Raw genomic sequence first — 23,670 nt, forward strand, 5'->3', positions numbered from 1 at the left:
ATTCCGTTTAGTCTGCTAATGCGTCGTTTACCACGTCCATGGCCTCAGACACGACAGTGTCCAGGGTCTCAGGCGACGTGAAGGACTCGGCGTAGACCTTATAGATGTTCTCCGTTCCGGATGGACGTGCAGCGAACCACGAGTTCGACGTCGTCACCTTCAGACCGCCTATGGCTGCGCCATTTCCTGGAGCAGTGGTCATCTTCGCAGTGATGTCCTCGCCAGCCACGCTCGTCGCGCTTACGGAGTCTGCCGTCAGTCCAGCAAACTTCTGCTTCATCTCCAGAGTGGTAGGGGTGTCCACACGCGTGTACCAGCTTTCGCCGAAGCGAGCTACCTGGTCGGCGTGCAGTTCAGCAGGATTCTTTCCAGTCTTCGCCGTAATCTCAGCGGCGAGCAGGTCTGGGATAAGGCCATCCTTATCTGTGGTCCACACGCGGCCATTCCTGCGCAGGAAGCTCATGCCAGAGGATTCCTCGCCGCCGAAAGCCACATCCCCGCTAAAGAGTGGGGCCACGAACCACTTAAAGCCTACTGGCACTTCTACGAGCTTCGCACCGATGGAAGCCACCACTCGGTCGATAAGGCTGGAGGAGACGAGAGTCTTACCCACGCCTGCCGTAGCTGGCCAGTCTGGACGGTTCCCACCGAAGAGGTACTCCACGCAGACAGCGATGTAGTGGTTCGGGTTCATAACGCCCGTGCCTGGGCAGACGATGCCGTGGCGGTCTGCATCGGGATCTGTACCGCCCACGAGGTCATACTGGTCCCATGCGCCAGCGTTCAGGCGGTCCAGCAGCCCCTTCATGGCATACGGTGAGCTCGGGTCCATGCGGATCTTTCCGTCATGGTCCAGAGTCATGAAGGACCACTGTGGGTCCACAGTGGCGTTCAGCACGCCGATGTTCGTGCCGTATACCTCGTTAATCAGCGGCCAGTAGTTCACGGATGCGCCGCCAAGTGGGTCTATGCCGAGGCGCACACCCGAAGACTTCATAGCCTCGAAGTCGATGACGTTCCTCAGGTCCTCTACATAGTGCTGGCGGAAGTCGAAGCGCTCGATGAGGTCGGACTTCATGGCCTGTTCGAATGGAACGCGCTGAATGCTCGTCCAGTTCTGGAGCAGCTCGTTCGCGCGGTCTGCTATAGCTGCAGTAATCTCAGCGGAGGCTGGACCGCCCGTAGTCGGGTCATACTTAAAGCCACCATCCGTCGGAGGATTATGCGACGGAGTGACCACGATACCGTCTGCGATGTCGTCGCCCGAGAAGCGCTGCGTGCCATCAGCTGCGCGGTTATGCGTGAGGATGGCCTGCGAAACCACAGGGGTAGGGGTGTAATCATCTCGCGCATCGATGCGCACTCGCACACCATTCGCTACGAGGACCTCGATGGAGGTCTTCCAGGCTGGAAGGCTCAGTGCGTGTGTGTCACGACCGATGTACAGAGGCCCTGTGATGCCGGCCTTTTTACGGTACTCGGCGATGGCCTGGGAGATGGAGACGATGTGTGCTTCATTAAACGTGCGCTTCAGAGCGGAACCGCGGTGTCCGGAGGTACCGAAAATCACGCGTTCCGATGGCGTCGCTGGATCTGGAACATCGTCATAGTAGGCGCCGATGAGAGCGTCTACGTCTACTAAATCGTTTTCAGTGGCTACAAAGCCTGCGTTATGTGCTACCATGCTTCCATTGTGCCATAAGAGGTACTCTAGAAGCATGTGAACATGGCGCGTGTGCGCCTTGTGTGTGTACCTATGCTACAGGAGGTAGCGTTCCGGTCTCGGAACCCAGCTCACTGAGCTTCGGAGCACGTACGAGGAGAGCCTTTCGGTCTATGGAGAACATAAAGTGATCCGACTTACCGAGGATATCTCCGTCCACTTCGGCCAGCACTGGCTTTTCGAGGATGACCTCGGCACTCGTGCCCTGATACTGGCGGACCGTGGCATGCGTGGCGAACGGCGACTGCCGTGAGCTTCGCGTGAGGGTCTTATGGACCACGTCACCGAACAAGCTCGCCCAGCCGAGTAATCCGCCCCGTGTGTCAATTGTCTCTATATCCAGCAGACCGTCATCAAAAAGCGCGTCCGGCATCAAGCTAAACCCAGGAATATTCCCGCAGTTTCCCGCCATAATAGTGCGGAACTGCACGTTCGAGAGCGCGTGGTCCACGCCTGCAGCCGTCCGAATCAAAATCGTTCCGCGGCTCTTCTGTCCGAACAGATGCTTAAACGCGGCCACGAAATACGCGAACCAGCTGATATTCTTCTTCAGCGCCGGATCCGTGTCGTTAATCATATACGCGTCGAATCCCGCGCCCGCGATGACGAGGAAGCCGTGCTCGTGGTCCGGTTCAGCCGAATCGAGGATATTCATACGGCCCATGTCCACGCGACGGCTGCCGTGCGATGTCGCGATGGCGAGCGCCGCCTCGATGTTATTCACCGGAATGCCCATGTTCCGCGCGAACAGATTCCCCGTACCGATGGGTATGACGCCGAACGCGTGCGTCGAGTACGCCATCGCGCTCGCGACGGTGCGCACCGTACCGTCCCCGCCCACGGCTATGACCACGTCCGCGCCGCGTTCGAGCGCCTCTTCAGCGCACGCGCGACCGTCCTTATCCAGCTGCGTGTCGAGGAAGAGAGGATGGACAATTCCATGTTCAGCACAGTACGTCTCGATGGTAGCGCGAGCCTCTTCGGACTCGGGCTTCGAGGGATTAATAATGAAGGCATACGTGATGGTCTGGTCGCTCAGACGCTCATCCGCAGCAGCCATCTCCCGCTGGCGTTTGCTCGAACGCATACTCGAGATAATGGCGAACACGAGGAAAACAGCGGCCACGATGATGGCCACCGTCCAAGCCACTGTAGAAGATGTAGCGTCCCAGCTCATAAACATACTTTCATTTGTAGAGGAAATGAGGCAGAAGTGGTGAGAATCTGGCAGAATTACACAACTGTTTCATAACTGGGACGGGTGCGCGTGTCGCGACACAACGTCAGGGGTGCACCACCGTGAACGGTAGCACACCCCTGACACTCTATTCGAAGAAATCTAGTCGTCTCAGCTCAGGTCGTTTTCGATGATGACCTTCAGCGTGTGATTCTCTTCAGCTGCCTTAAAGACCTTATAGGCTTCGGTAATCTCCGAGAGCTTGAAGTGATGCGTGACGAGCTTCGTCGCATCGATCTTTCCACTCTTCAGCACTTCGAGCAGCATCTCCGTAGTGTTCGCGTTCACCAGACCGGTGGACAGCGTAATGTTCTTAATCCACAGATCCTGCAGGTCGAAGGATACTGGCTTACCATGAACGCCCACATTCGAGACGTGTCCGCCGATGGCCACGACCTTCTGGCAGATGTCGAAGGTGGCAGGGTATCCCACGCACTCGAAGACGATGTCTACGCCGCGACCGCCCGTCATCTCGTCTATCTTCGCCTTCACTTCTTCCGTCGTGGTGGAGACGATGACGTCCGTAGCACCAAATTCCTTCGATGCTTCGAGGCGCGACTCCGAGAGGTCCACCATGATGATGCGGCTCGGCGAGTAGAACTGAACAGTGAGCAGCGCTGCCAGACCGATAGGTCCTGCGCCTACGATGCAGACGGTGTCGCCTGGCTTTACGTGCGATGGCTGGACGCCTATCTCATACGAGGTAGGAAGAATATCCGAGAGCATGACGAGCGCTTCGTCGCTCACCGATTCTGGAGCGTGGTACAGGCTACCATCTGCATGAGGGATATGGATATACTCTGCCTGAGTTCCCTCGATGAGGTGGCCGAGAATCCAGCCGCCATCCTCGCAGTGGCTCGGAAGCTGCTGCTTGCAGTAGTAGCACGTGTTACATGCGGTCACGCACGAGACGATGACCTTATCTCCCACCTTAAAGTTATTTACTGCATCGCCCACTTCTTCCACGATGCCGATGGCTTCGTGGCCGAGCGTGGTCCCTGGCTTGCAGGCAGGCACATCTCCACCCAGAATGTGCAGGTCGGTGCCGCAGATGGTGGACTTCACCATGCGCACGACCGCATCAGTAGGCTTGATAACGTGTGGCTTTTCCTTCTCGGTCAGTTCGAGAACGCCTGCGGAAACGTATGTTGCTGCCTTCATATAGAGCTCCTTTGCTACGACCTTGTGGGTGCAACGTGCGGCGGGTCATCCCGCTGCACGTCTTATTTTAGGTAGTTCAGACAAAAAAGGGAATGTCATGGCGCACACGGGGGAGTGTGTATATGAACATCCAAGTGCACACGTGTGGCTGGGTGAGTAGGAAAAAGGCTGGATATGAGGTGTGAAAATGCCACGTTCTGCACGCAGAAAAAAGTGCGTGGCGCGCGCAGAACGTGGCATAGGCCGTGGGCTAATGCCGACGCATCCGTGAACGTACGTGCACACGCACGCGCAGCGCCACTGCGGACAGCACAAGCACGCAGCTGAGCAGGATGAGCGCTGTTACCGATGATCCTGTACGAGCGAGACGCTTCTGTGTGCTCTTCGCTGCTGGAACCTTTTCTGGCTCTGGAGCCGGTGCCGCAGCTGGTACCTGGCTGAGTGGGAACTCAGAAAGCGCTGGCTGCACGAGTGGCTCACCACGGCTCGTATACACAGGAACGTCGCTGAGAGATATCTCAGGAAGAGCTTCGACTGTCAGTGGTGCGCCGACCTCGCTGTGGGGAGGAACCTCATCGAGAGGGAACTCCTCGCGCTCGCTCGTGAGATGCTCTGACGGGACGTAAGTGACAGGGACGACGCGTACGGGGACAGTCACTCCTACAGGAATCCCTTGGCGAAGAGTCACGAGGACACTGACGCCCGTTTTATCTCCTGGCGTGCTCGTATCTGGGTACGCTCCTGTGATGGCTGTGCTCGCTCCTTCTGGAGCGTGCACGTGCTCGCGGACGAGGTCTGCTGTGATAGTGCTGTACTGCGGCACGGTCAGCAGGGTGGTGGTGGGGAGTGCCCCGTTTTCTATCTCGGGAAGAGCCTCTTCGGTTAGCGCATCGCCATGTTCGGAATATGTCGGTACATCGTCAGGAGAGATCTCTGGAAGTTCCTCTGCTGGTATGGTCTCACCGTTTTCCGAATACGGAGGAACCTGGTCGAGGGGTATGTCAGGAAGAGCCTCTTCTTGCGCAGGCTCACCCTTTTCTGTATAGACAGGCACATCGTTCGTATCTATCTCGGGGAGTGCTTCTTCCTTACTCGCTTCCGGCGTGCTGAAGGCATCGGGAGTGAGGCTACCGGCGCTCTGGTCGCGCACAGTGCCCGTGAGACGCACAGTGCCGGTACTTGCCATACTCGCGGTGAGGTTCACAGGCTGGGGCAGAGGCGCTGTATCGAGAGATACTCGTCGCGCTGGGATAGTGTGGGTGACGCGTACATCGACGACGAGGGCTGTGTGAGCTGGGAGAGTGACTGCTGTGCTGAGAAGAGACTCTGCTGCTGGGTGCTCGTCCTCGGCGCCGAGTGGGCATGGCGCGGTCGATGAGGTGGTACAGGTTACGCTCGTGCTGAGTGTATCGCTCTGACTCGGACTGGCGGAAGCGTACTGCGCGTTTAGCGTGACGGGAGCGTCGGCATCGCCGTCGTTCGCATACGTGACGGTATAGTGGCGCTCTGCTCCTGAATGGAGGTCTGGTGTATCCTGCTCAATTTTTACGGATACGGGCACGGTGACTGGCTGAAGGTGGATGATTTCCGCTGTCTCGTTATCATACGGATTCGTATCTATCGCTTCTGCTGCAGGGGCTACGGAAAGAGTAGGCGTGACCTGGTCGCGGAATGGGTAGCGGCCTGTGACCTGAATGGTTACGGATTCTCGAGACATACTGAACTGTGTGCCGAGTATGTAAGGAATGGTGCCGGTGAGATGTCCATCTTCTGTGAGCGTGGCAGGTGCTACCTTCAGCTGGTCATCCGTAGGGCAGTCCGCATTAAACGTCTTCCTCGCGCAGGTCGCGTGAACCTCGGTGGTGCCAGCAGGAATGGCGAGGTCGAAGGTGACATCACGTGCGACGGCACGGCCGGCATTCTCCACGACCACGTGCCACGTAAATTCCGCTCCCTGTACTCCATAATTCGTCAGTACTCCACCCTCACCGACTTCGCGGACGAGATGGGGCACGAGGTCTACAGGGAATGGCGCAGCATGTGCGGGAGTGAGCGATGCTGGCGGGCAAAGCAAAGAAAGGCAGGTGACGAGCGCTGCGAGAAGAGTGAGCACTGTGCGGCACCGCCAGGAAGAAAATTTCCTCGTCGAAATATTCATGGTGTTCCTCGTTCTTTCTTTAGTTTTGGGTTTTACTATTTTACTCGGCAGGGTAGGACGAGGAAGAATTGACCTCAGAAAACGACACGCCGAACGACGACGCGCTGAAAAACCGTCCGCGTGTTTAACCGTAATGTCATACTTTGCGGATAATTTTAGAACTATGCTTGATATTCAATTTATGCGCGAACATGCCGATATCGTGAAGGAATCGCAGCGTAAGCGCGGTGAATCTGTGGAACTCGTGGATGATACTCTCCGCGCAGACCAGCAGCGCCGCGACGCTCTGAAAGCCTTCGAAGATGCGCGTGCGCAGCAGAAGGACATGGGTAAGAAGGTCGCTTCGGCGCCGGCAGATCAGAAGGCTGCGCTCATCGCGCAGACGAAGGAGCTCGCCGCTCAGGTGGCGTCTCTGAAGGACGCCGCGGATAAAGCGAATGAAGACTACACGAACCTCATGTGGAAGTTCTCGAACGTGGTCGAAGATGCTGCTCCAGAAGGTGGCGAGGATGACTACGTGGTGGTGAAGGAGATAGGCACTCCACGTGACTTCGCAGCTGAGGGCTTCGAGCCGAAGAACCACCTCGAGCTGGGTGAGGGCGTAGCGGGCATCGACATGCGCCGCGGTGCGAAGGTCTCGGGTTCTCGCTTCTACTTCCTGCGCGGAGCCATAGCACGCCTCGAGCTGGCCATGCTCACCATGGCGGTAGACCAGGCAGAAGCGAACGGCTTCATCATGACCACCACACCTACGCTCGTGCGCCCAGAGATTATGGCAGGAACGGGCTTCCTGAACTCGCATGCAGATGAGATTTACCGTCTGCGTGAGCCAGATGATTCCTACCTCGTGGGTACATCGGAGGTAGCTCTCGCAGGTATGCATGCAGATGAAATCCTAGACCTGTCGAACGGTCCACTGCGTTACGCAGGCTGGTCCAGCTGCTACCGCCGTGAAGCGGGCTCTGCGGGTAAGGACACCATGGGCATCATTCGTGTGCATCAGTTTAATAAGGTGGAGATGTTCACCTACGTGAAGCAGGAAGACTCTCAGGCTGAGCACCAGCGTCTGCTCGCTATGGAGCAGGAGATGCTTGGTAAGGTGGAAGTGCCATACCGCATCATCGACACGGCTGCTGGTGACCTCGGTTCGTCTGCAGCGCGAAAGTTTGACTGCGAAGCATGGGTACCTACTCAGGGTCGCTACCGTGAGCTCACGTCTACCTCGAACTGCACGGAGTACCAGGCTCGTCGCCTGAACATTCGTGAACGCCTGGAGGAAGGCGGCACTCGCCCAGTCGCTACGCTGAACGGTACTTTGGCTACGACGCGCTGGCTGGTGGCCATTCTCGAAAACCACCAGACTGCAGATGGCGCTATAGAGATTCCTGCAGCTATGCGTCCATACATGGGTGGTAAGGAAGTTATCGAGCCGACCACGTGGGAAGCGTAAAGAGCCGGAAGCGCTGGATTTGCACTTTTGCGGAAAATAGCATATAGTGCATAAGGTTGTGGTGATTCGGGAATGGACGTACGAGCCTCCCGGATCACTCGAGGATAGTTGGCCGAGCGGTCGAAGGCACTTGTCTTGAAAACAAGCGTACGAGAGTACCGGGGGTTCAAATCCCTCACTATCCGCCATTGTGATGTCTCGCATCCCGCATGAATAGAGGGCTGCGAGACATTTTATATCTTCTGAAGCAGTTTCTGCAGTGATGCTTTTTCGGGCATGTACGGGTGCTCTTTATGAGATAATAATAACCACTACTATGTGTCGCTGGCGGGGTGCTTCTATCGGCGATGCAGGATACGAAATGAGGTGTGATATGCCTGCCACGAGTGCATCTGTGTCATATCCTGTGCGCCGCGTGATGTGGACGCGAAAGCAGCTTGTAGATAAGCAGAGTGCTTTGACGAAGAAGTATGGGTCGTTCGAGGATTTATATGCGCGTTCGAACGCATATGGCTTATCGCTGGATGAATCGGAAGCTATGTCTGAACTTCAGCACATCAAGTTCCTCATGAAAGATTTCGATTAAGAACCACGATGTATATGATGAAGTAGGTGCGGTATGGGTGGTGAGGATACGGCCGTGTTCTTTGCGGAGCGCATAGAGTCCTTGTTACGGGGTGTCCTCGGCCAGCCGGATATGCATGGTTCTTATGCGCAGCTGTATGAGACGGAAGGTGCGCGGAAAACAGTTATCTCCCATGTGGGATCAGGAATAACTCTTACGGGAGAAGGGAAAGGCGTTCTTCGTCTCCAGTTTTCTTATGAATATGAGATAAATGCTCATGGGTATCTCACTATAGAAAAATCATCCATACGTATTTTGCCTCAGAATGAGGGGTATCTCGGAGCTCCTTTCTTTCATTATGATTATCTCCGTGATCATCATGGTGATGTTCCAGCAGCTCACATAAATATCCATGCGTCGAACGATGAGATGACGAAGACTATGCTTCAGTGTGGACTCAAAAAGCGTGGACGGCGTCGTCGTGAGAAGTTCGTAAAAAATTACGAGCGAGAGGAGGGCCTGTAACAGCGGAATATGTTTCGCCGATACAGGCCCTCCTCGTCGCTGATGACGTCGCAGGAGGTTAGTTCGAAAATGTAGGCTTCCACTCGCGCTCGAGTGGGAAGATCTTGAGAGTAGTGCTGTCGAGGTCTTCGTGGAAGAGGTTTACTGCTGTGATGTGAGAGTTCTCATGCGTCTTATAGTAGTAAATCCCCTTATCCACGTTACAGCAGGAACTATAAAGCGTGTACTCGTACTGAGGGTGGCCGTCCGCATCGTCTCCGAGGTAGCAGCAGCCTTTCGCCTGCGCGACGCTGTCGAGAATGGAGAAGAACTGCTGGACGCTGCTTGCCTCATCTGCATCACTCAGAGAGTTCAGCTTCGTATATGCTGCACGCACGAAACGAGAAGCGCTGGAAAGGTCTCCAGGAAGCCCCATCGCGCCCATTCCACGACTATATGGTTCCACGGATGTCCCCGAGAGGAGGTTATTCATGAGCGGACCGTGAGACACGTGGAGGAAATCCTGAAGATGTGTCATGTGGTAGTCGAACGACGGGTTATTCGTCATAACGCCTACGGGATTCTCGTATATCTTTCCGCCATCCTTCGTGTATTCGTAGACGATGCATTCGTCTCTGTCCGCTATCATCCAGTGGAGTGGGGATGCAGGAAGAGACTCTACGAAGCTTTCATCCGTGATGGTAAGACCTTCGAGAGCTGCCCTCGCTGTGCGAACATCCTTACACGTGCCGAGCAGCCAAGGGATGAGCTCGAATGATGTAACCTTCGCATTCGTTCTGTCTGCAGATGACGCAGTAGTAGTGCTGGAATACTGTGCATACCCGGAGAAGTTCAGTCCAGCTATACTCAGGCCGCATTCATTCGTAGCATCATAATACAGTGGGAAGTTAGAAATCACCGTGGCCATTCCTATGATGGCATAGTGGTGAGAAAGCTCGCCTTCGTGACGCAGAGAGAAGACAAAGTCGCGAGGTGTGATGGTTATCTTTTCTCCGTAGGAGCGCTCATAGTCGAGGTTCCTGCCGAAGTAATGGTCCTGCGTATGGTACGTAATGCTTGTACACATGAGGAACTCCTTTCGTCATATCTATTATACCGACAAATCGCGCGATATAGCCCGCCCTAGAGTATGCTGGAAGATATGACTGAACAGAACGCAAGTGGCACGGTAGATAGCGGAAGAATTGACAGCAGGGAAGCAAGCGCGCCGGCGTCTACGTCCGTGTCCGCGCGGCTCGGGCAGCTGCAGTTTCACGCGTCCGGGAAGTTTCGCGTGCTGCAGGTGAGCGATAATCAGGACGGTCCGAAAGTCTCGAAAGATACGGTCCGGCTCATCGCGGCGGCGTGCGATGCTGCGCGGCCGGACATCGTCATTTTTACGGGAAATCAGATAGCCGGGTATGATACGGCGTACGCGCCTACGTTCGTGAAGCGCACGTGGCTCGACCGGCAGCTCGAGCCGTCCGCTGAGGAGAAGGAGCGCACGCGCCAGATAGTGCGCTCTACTTTAGCCGCCTTCCTCGAACCGGTAGTCAGCCGGCATATTCCGTTCGCGGTTACTTTCGGAAATCATGATTTTCAGTGCGGTCTGAGCCTCGACGAGCTGACTGAGCTGTACCGTGAGTTTCCGGGGTGCGTGAATCCGCGTCGCGACACGCCGAACGCTTCAGGCGACACGCCGTCTGAGCAAGGCGACACGCCGAACGTTCTTCTGCCACATCAGCGTGTGTATGACTCGGGCGAGGCGGGCACGTTCGCACTGCCTGTGCGCGACCAGTATAACGAGGCGAATCTGCTGGGACTGACCATAGTAAATTCGGGAGACTACGCGCAGGAGGGTGGGTATGCCGCGCCGAGCAGCCGCGCGCTACAGTTCGTCAAGCACGTCCCGCGTGAGATGAACGTGCGTGCTATGGCCTTCCAGCACATGCCGGTGCAGAAGTATTACGACCTGCTCAGGCCCGTTCCGGTGACTACGGCGAACGCTATTCAGGGATATCGCGCGTTCGAATCGTACAGCTATGTGCTGGACGAGAACCGCACGCTTCCGGGCAGTTATCTCGGCGAGGGCATCAGCTGCCCGGACCGCGATACGAATGAGTTCCGCTTTTTGCAGGAGCACAATTATTTCGCTCTGGCAGCAGCGCACGACCACCGAAATGCCATCGCTGGCGTGGTGGACGGGATTCTGCTGGCGAGCACGCCGACGGCCGGATTTAGCACTTACGGGCCGAGCCCAGAAAACCGCGGCGTGCGGCTCTTCGAGTTCGACGTGCGCCATCCCTTCGAGCCGCGCACGCAGCTGCTCGAGTTCGGTGATCTCGTGGGAAAGCCGTCGGGGAATAAAGCGTATGCCCTCGCGAGCACGTACATGCCGAATAACACGGGCGAAGCTATAAACCTGCTCAGAAAGCCGAAAGTGCTCGCCAGTGTGGCAGCCGTAGTGGCGGGGATTATTTCTGTGCTGACCTTCGGGCGTGGCGGATCGCGCGGCGGGCGTAAGTAACGGCTCACGCGGCGGCGGGCGCGCGTAAGCCTTACAGCCGTACGGCCTTACGGCCTTACGGCTTACATCCTTACACGCGCGCCATGGCGTCGCTGAGGTACTTTCCTGCTTTCATGACCAGCGGCGCATAGTGACGCCCTGGGGATATGCCCATGCGGTCCACAGGGCCGGAGATGGAGATGGCGGCGATGACGTGACCAGACGCGTTACGGATAGGAGCCGAGACGGAGCATACGCCCTTCTCTCGCTCATTAATGGACTCGCTCCAGCCGCGGCGGCGTACGGTGTTCAGAGTCTGAGCGGTGAACTGTGCTCGGCGCAGTCCCTGGTGCATGTGCTCACTGTCTTCCCAAGCGAGAAGGATGTGCGCTGCGGATCCTGCTTCCATGGACAGCATGGCGCCCACAGGAATGGAATCGCGCAGACCGCTGGCACGCTCTACTGCTGCTATGCACACGCGCTGGTCTCCCTGGCGGCGGTATATCTGGGCGGATTCGCCAGTACGTTCGAGGAGAGTCTGAAGAATAGGTTCGGCAGATGTGAGCAGGCGGTCTTCGCCTGCTACGGTAGCGAGTTCAGCGAAGCGAGCACCCACGGTGAAGCGGCCCTGCTGGTCTCTGGCGATGAAGCGGTGTCGCTCCAAAGCGATGGCCAGGCGGTGCGTGGTCGGGCGAGCGAGACCTGTGTCATTCACGAGCTGAGACAGGGAGCACGGCCCCTTTTCGAGGGTGTCCAGAATGAGAGCAGCCTTATCCAGGACGCCGACGCCAGACTTCACGAGGTCGGGGGTCTTTTCGCCTGATTTTTCACTGCTTTTCGCGGATGTGTTCGCATCGTGGATGCCGATTTGCTTATCTACCATGTATGTATTATGCCATCTCAGTATGTGACATGCAAACCCTCTGGGCGCGTCTTCATCAGTAAAAATGTACTCATGGGAAAAACGATGGCAGAAAAGGTATGGGCAGATCACCTCGTGCGTAAGGGCGAGGATGGCGCTCCTGACCTCATTTATATAGATTTGCAGCTCATGCACGAAGTGACCAGCCCTCAGGCATTCGAGGGCCTGCGTCTCGCTGGCCGTCAGCTTCGCCATACGGAGCTGACTCTGGCCACCGAAGACCATAACACTCCGACGTTTAACATCGATCAGGTCTCGCCAGATGAGACGAGTGCGAAGCAGATATCCACTCTGGAAGCGAACTGTAAGGAGTTCGGAGTGCGTCTGCACCCACTGGGCGATGCAGACCAGGGCATCGTGCATGCCATGGGGCCGCAGCTGGGTGTGACTCAGCCGGGTATGACTATCGTGTGTGGAGACTCGCACACCTCTACACATGGTGCATTCGGGGCGCTCGCCTTCGGTATCGGCACCTCGGAAGTGGAGCATGTCATGGCCACGCAGACGCTGAGTTTGAAGCCGTTTAAGACCATGGCCATTAATGTGGAAGGTGAGCTGCCGGAGGATGTGACCTCGAAGGACATCATCCTGGCCATCATCGCGAAGATAGGCATCGGCGGAGGTCAGGGCTATGTCTTTGAGTACCGTGGCGAAGCCATTCGTAAGCTGTCCATGGAAGCGCGCATGACCATCTGTAACATGTCCATAGAAGGCGGAGCGCGCGCCGGCATGATAGCTCCGGATGAGACCACCTTCGAGTATCTCAAGGGGCGACCACATGCTCCGAAGGGTGAGATGTGGGATCGCGCTGTGGAGTACTGGAAGTCTCTGGTCACCGATGAGGATGCCGTCTTTGATAAGGAGATCACCCTGCGCGCAGATGAGCTGTCCCCATTCGTTACCTGGGGCACGAATCCAGGCCAGGGCATACCGCTGAATGATGCTGTTCCATCTCCAGAAGACTTCGCTGACCCTACGGATAAAGCTGCTGCGGAATCTGCGCTGAAGTACATGGGCCTCGAAGCAGGCACACCGATGCGTGACATCGCTGTGGACACCGTGTTCATAGGCTCCTGCACGAACGGCCGCATCGAAGACTTGCGTGCCGCAGCAGCCATTATGAAGGGCCGTCATAAGGCAGAGAATCTGCATCGTGTTCTCGTGGTTCCTGCCTCTTCGCGCGCTCGTCTGCAAGCGGAGAAGGAAGGCCTGGATAAGATCTTCCTCGACTTCGGCGCAGAATGGCGTAATGCGGGCTGCTCCATGTGCTTGGGTATGAATCAGGACCAGATGGTGGCACACGAGCGTGCTGTATCCACCTCGAACCGTAACTTCGAAGGCCGCCAGGGTAAGGGCAGCCGTACACATCTGGCGTCTCCACTCGTGGCTGCAGCGACGGCTGTGCGCGGAACGCTCAGCTCGCCGCGTGACCTCGAGCCGCTGTCTGCATCCGTGGTCAGTGCCGTACAGGCCGTGCAGTAGGGGAGAGGAGAAGCGAGAATTATGGAAAAACTCACTGTTTTTACTGGTACGGGCGTGCCTCTGCGCCGCTCGAGCGTGGACACGGATCAGATTATCCCTGCTGTCTTCCTCAAGCGCGTGACGCGTTCGGGCTTTGAAGATGCGCTGTTTTATGCATGGCGCCGTGACCCGAACTTCATCCTGAACCAGGATGCGTACCGCGCGGGCAGCGTGCTCGTGGCGGGGCCGGACTTCGGCATCGGTTCGTCGCGTGAGCATGCGGTCTGGGCGCTGCATGATTACGGTTTCCGCGTGGTCATAGCGCCACGTTTTGCAGATATTTTCTATGGTAATACTGCGAAGAACGGCGTTCTGGCAGCCCTCATGCCGATGGAATCCATCGAGCTGCTGTGGAAGCTGCTGGAAGAAGAGCCGGGCCTTCAGGTGACGGTGAGCCTCGTGGACCGCACGGTGACGTGTGGGGACGTCACGCTGCCGTTTGAGGTGGATGACTACGTGCGCTGGCGTCTGATGAATGGTTATGATGACATCGACCTCACGCTCCAGCATGAGGATGCCATCGATGCGTATGAGAAGATGCGCGCAGAAAAGTTCCCGTTTAAGCCGAAGACTATCCCGGCTCTGACCACTCCGGTCGAGTATGTCAGCTCCGCGCCTGAGGTGAAAGAGCCATGGGACGGCCCTCTCGCAGACCGCGAGACGGCCGGCGAGACGGTGACAGCTGGAGCTGCAGAATAAGATTTCTCGCCACAAGCGAGACTACAAGTACGGCTGAGCGAGCCTGTCCTACGAAAGACAGTGTATGCTCAGCCGTTTTTTGCATGGAAGGTATTTTTTACAAAGCACTCAGGTCCACAGTGTGAATCAAGGGGCCGTCTGCACGCTGTGGCTCGAGGAACATACTCATATAGAGGGGCAGATAAACCACGCGCTCGCTTGTCTCGTTCTTCGGCGCCGCTACGTTCCCGCGACACAGTACGTAACTCACAGGTATGTTCCACTCGGACACAGCCATGATGTTATCGAGGGCCTTATGACGGGTCCAGTCTCGCCCAGACTTTACTTCGAGCGGCAGCACGTCAGCACCCGACTCGACCATGAAGTCCACCTCGCCATAGCGTTTCGCGTTCATATAATACAAGTCAAAACCGTGCGCGCGCAGCTCCTGAGCGATGACATTCTCCATAACAGCGCCGAGATTCGCATCGACTCGCCCCTGCAGAATGTCATACTGCAGAGTCCCATGACCTACCTGTCCCATCAGAGCTGTACACAGCAAACCAGTATCGTTCAGGAACAGCTTAAAGAGACTGTGATTTCCGCTCCCTTCAAGAGGACGTACGGGATCTTTCACGGTATAGCAGGGAAGAGCTACGCCTGCATCAGCGAGCCAGAGGAAACTACTCGCATAGCGGTTTTGGCGTGCAGTTTTCGAGAGATCTGCGAGGATGAATCGGCGGTTTTTATCGTCGAGCTGGGAAGGGATGGCGTCGAAGATGGCACGAATCTTCGTTTCGTCGTTTTTCTCGGCATATTTCGCTATATCGAGACGGTAGAGTGCGAGGAGGTCACGATGTATCTGTGTAACGCGTGCTATGTCATGTGTGGTGACGTATTCCTGAACGGCATCTGGCATGCCTCCCACGATGAGATATGTCTGCCACAGCTGCATCATCGTCGTGTGCACAGCATCGGGGACGGGTGTGCGCTGGGTAAAGTGCTCGCGCAGAATGTCCAGAGTGCGCTGCTGCACGCCGTTTGCGCGACAGAATTCGTCGAAATCGAGCGGATACATGTGGAGCTGCTGCTCGAAGCCTACCGGATAGGATGTCACCTGCCGTGTACGCACGCCGAGGAGAGATCCTGTTTCCACGTAGTCGAACCTGCCGTCTTCTACGAGAAACTTGATGGCTGTACGTGCAGAGGGGCATTCCTGAATCTCGTCGAGGAGAATGAGCGTGCTGCCTGCCTCGAGAGGGGTGCGCAGGTACGCAGTGAGATTTGTGATAATCGTGTCTGCATCGAGACTGCCCTCGAAAATGCGTGCAGCTTCAGGGTCTTCGAGGAAGTTCAGCTCGGCGAAGTGGGTATACCGTTCACGAGCGAAAGCGCGCACGAGTGTAGTTTTTCCTATCTGGCGAGCGCCAGTAATCATGAGCGCTTTTTTTGACCTGCCTGACTTCTGGTCAGCTGACCATGCGTCGAGAGCTTTCCATGCTGTGCGTTCGAGCATGCTACACCTCCTCAGATAGAGCAAGAAAAGGCTGCCACGTTTTTCGTAGTTTCTAGTCTATCATCTGCCACGTTTTTCGTAACGTTTTTGGAGGTAAAACTGCTCTATTCTGCCACGTTTTTCGCGTTTGCGCCGCCGGATGGATGCGTGGCGGGATGGAGCTGCTCCGGTTTCGGCTTGAGAATCTGCGTGGAGACGAGGTCTTGCGTACTTTCGACGCGCAGATGGTCGAGTGGGATGGTCTTCGCGGTCGGCGCATGCAGGCTGTGTGCGCTGGCTGCGTCTTCCGCGAGTGCCATGTACGGCTTTCCCACGAGTGCGCGCGCCGCGAGATCATGCACGACGGCGAAAGATGCGCGCTCTTTCGCGTAGAGTACCACGTCCGCTTCGATGCCGTAGGCGGTAAAACTGACGAGGCGTACGGTAGGCGTAGTGCCGCGCATGGCATAGTTCGCGGTGGCTGTGCGGACCGTTTTTACGATGTCCCCTACGGTTTCGCGGATGTCTATGTCCGAGCGAAGCAGGATGCGTAGCTTCGTGAGAGCTTCATTCGTTCGTGGCAATTTCTCCAGTGTCGCGGTATTCAGTACCGAGTTCGGAACCCATAGCTCATTACCCCCACGCTCCATAACCACCGTGTGGCGCCATGTGACGTCCTTCACAGTGCCTTTCACGCCATTAATGGCTATCTTGTCTCCAGGCTTCACCACGTTTCCCGCCATAAGTCCGAATCCTGAGACTATGTTCGATATCGTGGCCTGTAAACCGAGGGAGATGGCCACACCACCTACTCCCAGAGCAGTGACGAGGGAATTTGCCTCGATGCCGAACACGGGCTTGAGCACGATAATCACTGCCAGTACCCAGATGCTCACGCGTGTAATGTTTATATACAGCGATGCGCTCGGAATGGGGGATCGGTCGAGTAAGGCATGGAGTCCGCGTGCCACATAGCGCTGGATAAGCCACGTGACTACGAGTGCGACCACGAAAAACACGATGCGGTCTGTGCGGTTAGACACCCATGAGGTGAGAGGTGCGACGAAAGAAGTAAACGAATCCATGGCATACTTTCTTCATGAACTGATATCTGGACTTCTACTCTATAGGGTCGTGCGTGCGTGTGCTAGAGTGGAGACGAGTTTCATGCGAGAAATTCACAGCATTTTCAGCGCTCTTTCAGAGTGTGGGATGTTTTCGCATGCTACTCGTGTACGGTTTTCCTTACGTTCGCTCTGAGGAATGCCCGAACTTGCAAAGGTCTGTGGCCTCATATATCATTAATAAGTTGTGTGCTCTAGGTGGACCTTACGCTTGTTTATCTAGAAGCACAGAAAGATGTGAGTTTAAACAAGCAGAGGAGTCCATCATGGCAGCTCGTTGCGCAGTATGCGGTAAGGGTCCACAGACCGGTTATAGCGTATCGCATTCGCATATTCGTAATAAGCGTCGCTTCCTGCCTAACCTCCAGGCTGTGCGTACCACTGTAGATGGCGAAAACGTTCGCCTTCGCGTATGCACCTCGTGCCTCAAGGCTGGTAAGGTACAGCGTCGCGTGGCATAGTAGGCCACACATGAGTACACTTCACGCTTCGGCGTGAAGGTCGTGCTTTAGCGAAGACCTCCGGGAGTCATTCCGGGGGTCTTCGTGTATGTGGAGCTGCCTGCGTTGTGTGTAAATCGTCTCACGTAGCTCACGAAAGTCTAGATAATTCATTCCATCTGATGTCTCTCGTGAGACGATTTACACACAACTCGACAGATGAAGCTGCCTTTCAGTAAAAGCGACTCCTGTGAGTATGCTAGAGAGAAGACCCACACCCATGCAAAGAGGACAGGAGACCAGCATGACGGAGACCACCCCAGCAGTCACACTCCAGACAGCCCTGGCGAGCATCCTCACGAATAAGCGGCGCATCAGCGCGCTGAAAAAGCTGGGTGTGATCACGGTAGAGGACGCGCTCCATTACTTTCCTTTCCGCGTGACTGAGCGTATGCCGGTGAAAAACATCGCTGACGTGAAGCTCGGCGAGCCGGTCGTGATCAGTGGCGTCGTGGCCTATACGCGTGAGAGCTCCATCTCCCGCGGCGGCACACGCCTCGAAGTCACCATAGTACCGAATGACGCGGAAGATGGAGACGGTGCGAAGAGCGCGGTGAAATTGACCTACTTCAGCTATAAAAGCTACTACATCAGCTATCTGAAAAGCAGGTTCTACCGCGGCGTGCGGCTCGCGGTGCAGGGCGCGCCGAGCGAGTTCGCGGGGCAGGTGCAGTTCACGCATCCGAAGACGAGCATCGTGCGCGACGAGCAGACGGCCGACCGTACGAGCGGCTACAGCGACACGCTCGAGGAAGCGCTCGACCTGCTGAGCCGTCCGCAGCCGCGCTATCATGCCAATTCTTCCATCTCCTCCGAGCATATCCACGAGACGATAGTAGACCTCCTGCGCGCGCTGACGGGAGCGCATGCACAGAGCGGATCGGACGAGGATGCAGCGTCGGAGACTATTATCGACCGCGACGCGCTCGCCGCCGCTATACCGGACGTCATCCCAGAAAGCGTGCGTGAAGACCGCAAGCTGCTTCATAAAGCGGACGCTCTCCTCGCTATGCACGTGCCGCGCTCCGAAGCGGACTTCGGGAAGGCGCTCGAGACGCTGCGCTATGAGGAAGCGCTCGTCTCCCAGGTGGCCATGGTGCAGATGCGCGAGGATAATGCCTCCGCAGACGCGTACGTCTGCGTGGACGAGGAGGCGATGGTGGAGCGGCTCGTCAGCTCGCTGCCATTCGAGCTGACGGGTGGCCAGCAGGACGTGATTCGCGAGATTACGCGGGATATGACTTCGGGAAAGCCGATGAGCCGGCTGCTACAGGGCGAAGTGGGCTCGGGAAAGACGCTCGTGGCTCTGTGTGCTCTGCTTCAGGCTGTGGGAGCAGGAAAGCAGGCGGTCATCGTAGCGCCGACGCAGGTGCTCGCACAGCAGCATGTGTCCAGTATCACGCATCTGCTCGCAGACGCGGGTCTGGCCAGCGTGCCTGTGGTGCTCCTACAGAGTGGGATGAAGCTCGCCGAGCGTCGCCGAGCTCTGGCCATTCCAGCCTCCGGTGTGCCGTGCATCGTCGTGGCCACGCACGCTGCCTTCTCGCGCTCCTTCCAGGCGCCACATCTCGCGGTGGCTGTCATCGATGAGCAGCATCGCTTCGGCGTGGAGCAGCGTGAAGTGCTGCGTTCCGAGGTAAATGAGGAAGGAAAAGTACCGCACATGCTCGTCATGACGGCTACACCTATCCCGCGCTCAGCTGCCATGACGTGGTTCGGAAACCTCGATATATCGTGGCTTACGGAGCTTCCTGGAGGCCGTCAACCCATCCGGACTGTCCTCGTGCAGGAGGATGATGGTGCGACTATGCGCAAGGTCTTCCTTCATGCGCGCCAGCGCATAGACGCGGGGGAGCGCGTGTACATCGTGTGCGCACGCATCGATGAAGACGAGCAGCCGGACGAGGGAATGGATGCGTTCACCGGAGCGCTTTTCGACCCGCAGACAGGCGAGCCAGTGGAAGCTACTCAGAAGCGTCCACTGCATGCCGTGACTGAGATGGCTCAGCGTCTGCGTGCTCTTCCTCAATTCGACGGGATAGAGATTCAGACGCTGACTGGACGCGATGATGACGAGACGAAGAATGCTGTGATGGAGCGCTTCTCCTCGGGAGATGCGCCTGTACTCGTGTCCACGACGGTCATCGAGGTAGGTGTGGATGTGCCAGAGGCGAGCTGCATGATTATCTTTGATGCGGATCATTACGGACTTTCGCAGCTACATCAGCTGCGTGGGCGCGTGGGGCGTGGCGGGACGAAGTCCTGGGCTTTCCTCGTGCATCATGCCGAGCCAGGAAGTGTGGCTGAGGAACGTCTGAAGGTGATAGAAAGCTCGCTGGATGGAGCCGTCATCGCGCAGGCGGATCTCGAGCTGCGCGGTGCTGGTGATGTGCTGGGTGACTCGCAGTCGGGTCTGGCCACATCCTTTAGGCTGCTGCGCGTGGTACAGGATGCAGACGTGATTATGAAAGCTCGCGATGACGCTGAGGAACTCATGAAGACGGATGCACAGCTGGGCATCTATCCGCAGCTGAGCGGCGCGGCTCTCGACTTTATGCGCGAGACGGCAGAGTATCTGAAGAGCTCCTGAGTGGCGTGGTGCGTTAAAAACGACTAGAATGTATGTCAATTATTTCCCTAGAGCGGATGATAAGGAGACGATACGATAAAACTGAACTGAATGCGTATCTGATTCGTCTAGGTATGTCTACGGTCTTTTTCCTCTGTCTTATGGCTGCTGTGCTGAGCACGTGCGCTACAGAGGCGAGGAGAACGCAGAAAATCTGGTTCATAGCTCTTCTGTGTGCACACTACTGTGGATACCTCAGCCTGGTACTCCTTGGTTCGGGGACGAATATCCCTCTCGCTCAGGTGGGTGTATTTCTTCTTAGTGGAGTGGCTCTTTGTATTCTCAGCGTGGTGAGTATCTGTACTGCGCTACGGAAATGATAGTACAGATATGCTACGTTAGACATATGCGCATTATAGCCGGTAGATTTAAGAATCAGGAGATTAAAACTCCGAAGAATGCATCGACCACGAGGCCGACGACGGATAGGACGAAGGAAGCTATCTTCTCCCATCTCGACGCTACTGGCATGCTCGATGGCGCACGTGTGGTGGATATCTATGCCGGTACGGGAGCACTAGGCTTCGAAGCTCTGAGCCGCGGTGCTCAGTCGGTGACCTTCGTGGAAGCGGATGCGACGATAGCGGCACTCATCGCACAGACTGCCCGAGGTCTCAAGGGGCCAGACGTGCGGCAGGTGGCGGTGAAAATTGTCCGGACAAAAGCAGAAAAATATACCGCGAAGCTGGCGGAAAATGCGGACTCAGCGCCGCGCGCCGACGTAGTCTTTATGGATCCGCCGTACGCTGTGCCGACGGACGCAGTGAACGCGCAGATTCGCGATATGACGGCTGTACTGGCGGATGACGGTGTCATGATGGTGGAGCGGTCTGTGCGCACCGAGGATATCAGCGTGCCGGACGGGTATGAGATCTACCTGCAGAAGGATTACGGCGAAACGGCCGTCTTCTATATCCAGAAAAAGCAGGAGTCCTAGCGGCGGACAGGATGCTCGCCGCTGACCTCCCAGCCGAGCTCCATGAGGAATTTACGGTCCTTCTTATCCAGCGCGCGGCAGTCTAAACGCGCGATGATATCCGGACGGATGGCGCTCGTACGGCGTAGTTCTTCGTCACGGCGGAAACGGTCGATATTCGCATGATGGCCGCTCAGCAAAATCTCCGGCACATCCATACCACGCCACGACGCCGGCTTCGTGTACTGACGGTGCTCGAGTAGGCCTTCTGAGCCCGTGTAGGACTCTTCGACGATGGAGTCATGGTTTCCCATGAAACCATCGAGCAGACGCGTGGTAGCCTCGACCATGACAGAGACCGCCACTTCGCCGCCATTTAAGACATAATCTCCTATGGAATACTCGCGCACGTCAAAGCCCTGAGCCGCGTAGTAGGCTGGCAGACGGCCATCATAGCCTTCATAACGGCCACAGCCGAAGACGAGGTGGTCTGCATGGCTGAGCTCCGTGGCGTCCTTCTGGGTGAAGGTGGGAGCAGAAGGATTCGGGAAGACGAGGATGGCATTCGAGCCACGCTTTTCTGACGTCTGCTCATCTGCCTGTGCGATATCCTCGAGAGGAGGAATGTCCAGCAAGTCGTCCAGGCACTGAGCCCAGACTTCCGGCTTCATGACCATGCCCGCGCCACCGCCCACCGGAGTGTCGTCCACGCTGTGGTGGACGTCGTGCGTCCAGTCGCGCAGATTATGCACGCGAAACTCGAGAAGCCCCTTCTCCTGAGCCTTTCCGAGCAGGCTGAGGTTCAGAACGTCGAAGTATTCAGGAAAGACAGACACGATGTCTATGAGCACGGGGGAGTACCTCTGTATGGTGTGGTGTGTGTGGGCGTCGCGGGGCTTACAGGAAGGGGGGGAAAAAAATTACAGGTCGAGAAGGCCGGCAGGTGGGTCCGTGAGAATGTAGCCTTCGTCCACGTCCACGATAGGCACGATGGCCTCGACGAAAGGAAGAAGAGCAGTCTTACCTGTAGGATGGCCTTCCTCATCGGTGAGCTTCAGCTCGAGGAGGTCCTGCGCGGTATTATTCAGCACTGCAGACACAGTAGCGATGAGATGCGCTTCGACACCGTCATAATCTGCAGCGCGAGCAGCGTCAGGATCATCCACGGCGAGGACTTCGAGGCCCACGAGGTCACTGAGATACCAGCCTTCGTCGTCCCCATCTGCGTCCATATCCTCGTCTGGAGCGTCTTCAGGCGCGTCCTTCGGGATGAATAAGTCTATACCATTTAACTCTTCTGAGGCGTTCCTATCAGTGATGCCTTCGAAGAGGATAATCCAGCGGCTCTTATAATTACGCGACTTCAGGACGACGAACTCGCGGCCGTCGCGCGTGAGAAGAGTGGAGCCGGGAGCGAAACGACGCACAGGGTCATCCGTGAAGAGGCGTACATTCACCTCCCCCTTCAGTCCCTGTGCTCGTCCTATACGACAGACCCTCAGGAGCGTGAGCTGCTGAGGGTCTGCCTGCGTAGAATCAGCGGCGCGCATCGATGATATCCACTCGTACATTATGGTCAGAGATGGCCTGCACCACGGTGCGGATGGCGGATGCCGTCCGGCCCTGGCGGCCGATGACACGACCGATGTCTTCAGGATTCACGCGTACACGAATGTGCTCGCCACGAGCGCTGTCATGAGACTTTACAGAAACATCATCAGGAAAATCCACGATGTTCTTAATCAAATGCTCTACCGCTTCAGTCAGCATGATTACTCAGCCTCTGCTTCTGTCTCTGCTGGAGCTTCAGCAGCTGCTTCTTCTTCAGCCTTAGCCTTCGCAGCAGCTTCGGACTTTGCAGCCTTCAGCTTCTGAGCTTCATTCTCTGCAGCCTCAATGCGAGCAGCTGCATCTGGACCGTCTTCTGCGGTACGCAGAGTACCTTCAGCGCCTGGCAGGCCCTTAAACTTCTGCCAGTCACCGGTAATCTTCAGCAGGTTCAGAACAGGCTCGGATGGCTGTGCGCCGACGCCAAGCCAGTACTGAGCGCGCTCAGAGTCAATCTGAATGAGGGAAGGCTGCTTGTTAGGATCGTAAATACCGATCTCTTCGATAGCCTTACCGTCGCGCTTTACGCGAGAATCTGCGACGACTACGCGGTAGAATGCGTAGAACTTCTTACCGAAACGCTTCAAACGAATCTTAGTTGCCAAGATGGCTCTCCTTGTATCATAAGGGTGTTCATCACGTCATCCGTGTGGGGCACGAATTCAGTGATAAACGTGTACCCCGCGCATAGTGGATGTGAGGGCGCCACCATACGCAGATAACGCTTTCCATCATATACGAATGGCTCGATAACACGCGGCATTAGTTATGGTTTAGCCATATCTCTTTTGTCGTCATCTTAGCATGGCGTTGAATAAGGTTTGTTACTCGGCATGGTGAAACTATTCTATAACGTTTATAATCAAATTCGTAACCTCGGAATCCAATTTCCGCCCACTTCGTTTCATTTGAATTATTGATCCATTCGAAGGTTTCGCTAGCATTAAAAGTGTAGCTAGTGGAGAGAGTGACA

At 56.4% G+C, this 23,670-nt stretch carries 21 protein-coding genes and 1 tRNA gene; 10 read left to right on the forward strand and 12 right to left on the reverse strand.

Translation table 11 applies throughout. The features are described from left to right. Positions 1-7 precede the first annotated feature (7 nt). The 4 genes from pgm to ALMA_RS01380 form a co-directional block, all read right to left on the reverse strand. On the reverse strand, positions 8-1,684 hold the full coding sequence (pgm, locus tag ALMA_RS01365; protein WP_094726055.1) for a phosphoglucomutase (alpha-D-glucose-1,6-bisphosphate-dependent): 1,677 nt from the start codon (positions 1,682-1,684) through the stop codon (positions 8-10). Positions 1,685-1,754: 70 nt separating this feature from the next. Further along, positions 1,755-2,900 carry a diacylglycerol/lipid kinase family protein gene (locus tag ALMA_RS01370; RefSeq protein WP_094726183.1) on the reverse strand — a complete coding sequence of 382 codons (1,146 nt, stop codon included), beginning with the start codon at positions 2,898-2,900 and terminating at the stop codon, positions 1,755-1,757. Positions 2,901-3,071: 171 nt separating this feature from the next. Then, positions 3,072-4,121, reverse strand: a complete 1,050-nt coding sequence (locus ALMA_RS01375; RefSeq protein ID WP_094726056.1) for a zinc-dependent alcohol dehydrogenase family protein — start codon at positions 4,119-4,121, stop codon at positions 3,072-3,074. A gap of 250 nt (positions 4,122-4,371) precedes the next feature. Then, positions 4,372-6,279, reverse strand: a complete 1,908-nt coding sequence (locus ALMA_RS01380; RefSeq protein WP_148140229.1) for a hypothetical protein — start codon at positions 6,277-6,279, stop codon at positions 4,372-4,374. A 163-nt stretch (positions 6,280-6,442) separates the two neighbouring features. On the opposite strand from ALMA_RS01380, the gene serS reads away from it, so the two are divergent. The 4 genes from serS to ALMA_RS01400 all read left to right on the forward strand — a co-directional run bounded on the left by serS (position 6,443) and on the right by ALMA_RS01400 (position 8,819). Next, positions 6,443-7,729, forward strand: a complete 1,287-nt coding sequence (serS, locus tag ALMA_RS01385) for a serine--tRNA ligase (protein WP_094726058.1) — start codon at positions 6,443-6,445, stop codon at positions 7,727-7,729. A gap of 102 nt (positions 7,730-7,831) precedes the next feature. Continuing rightward, positions 7,832-7,917, forward strand: a tRNA-Ser gene (locus ALMA_RS01390). A 185-nt stretch (positions 7,918-8,102) separates the two neighbouring features. Continuing rightward, a complete protein-coding gene (locus ALMA_RS01395; protein ID WP_086106687.1) occupies positions 8,103-8,315 on the forward strand; it encodes a hypothetical protein in 213 nt (70 codons plus the stop codon). 33 nt (positions 8,316-8,348) lie between these two features. Next, on the forward strand, positions 8,349-8,819 hold the full coding sequence (locus ALMA_RS01400; RefSeq protein ID WP_094726059.1) for a hypothetical protein: 471 nt from the start codon (positions 8,349-8,351) through the stop codon (positions 8,817-8,819). Between the two features lie 58 nt (positions 8,820-8,877). Here the strand turns inward: ALMA_RS01400 and bsh are convergent, their stop codons facing one another. Then, positions 8,878-9,885, reverse strand: a complete 1,008-nt coding sequence (gene bsh, locus ALMA_RS01405) for a choloylglycine hydrolase (protein ID WP_094726060.1) — start codon at positions 9,883-9,885, stop codon at positions 8,878-8,880. Between the two features lie 75 nt (positions 9,886-9,960). Here bsh and ALMA_RS01410 point away from each other — a divergent pair, with 75 nt between their 5' ends. Continuing rightward, the gene (locus ALMA_RS01410) at positions 9,961-11,325 is read left to right on the forward strand and encodes a metallophosphoesterase (RefSeq protein ID WP_169712293.1); all 1,365 of its coding nucleotides are present in this window, start codon (positions 9,961-9,963) and stop codon (positions 11,323-11,325) included. 70 nt (positions 11,326-11,395) lie between these two features. Here ALMA_RS01410 and ALMA_RS01415 read toward each other — a convergent pair whose 3' ends face one another. Further along, positions 11,396-12,187 (reverse strand): IclR family transcriptional regulator, encoded by a 792-nt coding sequence (locus ALMA_RS01415; RefSeq protein ID WP_094726062.1) that lies wholly within the window; start codon positions 12,185-12,187, stop codon positions 11,396-11,398. A 72-nt stretch (positions 12,188-12,259) separates the two neighbouring features. On the opposite strand from ALMA_RS01415, the gene leuC reads away from it, so the two are divergent. After that, positions 12,260-13,708 (forward strand): 3-isopropylmalate dehydratase large subunit, encoded by a 1,449-nt coding sequence (leuC, locus tag ALMA_RS01420; protein ID WP_086106692.1) that lies wholly within the window; start codon positions 12,260-12,262, stop codon positions 13,706-13,708. A 21-nt stretch (positions 13,709-13,729) separates the two neighbouring features. Continuing rightward, entirely contained in the window at positions 13,730-14,446 is a 717-nt protein-coding gene (gene leuD, locus ALMA_RS01425) for a 3-isopropylmalate dehydratase small subunit (protein ID WP_094726063.1), read from the forward strand. Between the two features lie 97 nt (positions 14,447-14,543). Here leuD and ALMA_RS01430 read toward each other — a convergent pair whose 3' ends face one another. Together ALMA_RS01430 and ALMA_RS01435 are read right to left on the reverse strand one after the other, a co-directional pair. Then, complete coding sequence (locus tag ALMA_RS01430; RefSeq protein ID WP_094726064.1) at positions 14,544-15,941, reverse strand: ATP-binding protein; 1,398 nt, start codon at positions 15,939-15,941, stop codon at positions 14,544-14,546. Positions 15,942-16,045: 104 nt separating this feature from the next. Then, positions 16,046-17,005, reverse strand: coding sequence for a mechanosensitive ion channel family protein (locus tag ALMA_RS01435; protein ID WP_094726065.1), 960 nt, complete (start codon positions 17,003-17,005; stop codon positions 16,046-16,048). Between the two features lie 305 nt (positions 17,006-17,310). On the opposite strand from ALMA_RS01435, the gene rpmB reads away from it, so the two are divergent. The 3 genes from rpmB to rsmD all read left to right on the forward strand — a co-directional run bounded on the left by rpmB (position 17,311) and on the right by rsmD (position 21,110). Next, the gene (gene rpmB / locus ALMA_RS01440) at positions 17,311-17,505 is read left to right on the forward strand and encodes a 50S ribosomal protein L28 (RefSeq protein ID WP_018142574.1); all 195 of its coding nucleotides are present in this window, start codon (positions 17,311-17,313) and stop codon (positions 17,503-17,505) included. 283 nt (positions 17,506-17,788) lie between these two features. Next, a complete protein-coding gene (locus tag ALMA_RS01445) occupies positions 17,789-20,134 on the forward strand; it encodes an ATP-dependent DNA helicase RecG (RefSeq protein ID WP_094726066.1) in 2,346 nt (781 codons plus the stop codon). A gap of 385 nt (positions 20,135-20,519) precedes the next feature. Then, positions 20,520-21,110: a 16S rRNA (guanine(966)-N(2))-methyltransferase RsmD gene (gene rsmD, locus ALMA_RS01455; protein WP_094726068.1), complete on the forward strand. Its 591-nt coding sequence runs from the start codon at positions 20,520-20,522 to the stop codon at positions 21,108-21,110. On the opposite strand, the gene trmD is transcribed toward rsmD, so the two are convergent. The 4 genes from trmD to rpsP all read right to left on the reverse strand — a co-directional run bounded on the left by trmD (position 21,107) and on the right by rpsP (position 23,302). After that, the gene (trmD, locus tag ALMA_RS01460) at positions 21,107-21,940 is read right to left on the reverse strand and encodes a tRNA (guanosine(37)-N1)-methyltransferase TrmD (protein WP_094726069.1); all 834 of its coding nucleotides are present in this window, start codon (positions 21,938-21,940) and stop codon (positions 21,107-21,109) included. The genes rsmD and trmD overlap by 4 nt on opposite strands. Before the next feature lie 69 nt (positions 21,941-22,009). Beyond that, positions 22,010-22,639, reverse strand: coding sequence for a ribosome maturation factor RimM (gene rimM, locus ALMA_RS01465; protein WP_094726070.1), 630 nt, complete (start codon positions 22,637-22,639; stop codon positions 22,010-22,012). Beyond that, complete coding sequence (locus ALMA_RS01470) at positions 22,626-22,859, reverse strand: RNA-binding protein (protein WP_094726071.1); 234 nt, start codon at positions 22,857-22,859, stop codon at positions 22,626-22,628. The genes rimM and ALMA_RS01470 overlap by 14 nt, the downstream gene beginning before the upstream one ends. Positions 22,860-22,861: 2 nt before the next feature. Further along, positions 22,862-23,302, reverse strand: coding sequence for a 30S ribosomal protein S16 (rpsP, locus tag ALMA_RS01475; RefSeq protein ID WP_086106701.1), 441 nt, complete (start codon positions 23,300-23,302; stop codon positions 22,862-22,864). Positions 23,303-23,670: the final 368 nt, after the last annotated feature.

The organism is Alloscardovia macacae, from assembly GCF_002259705.1.
In the GTDB taxonomy this organism is placed as follows: domain Bacteria; phylum Actinomycetota; class Actinomycetes; order Actinomycetales; family Bifidobacteriaceae; genus Alloscardovia; species Alloscardovia macacae.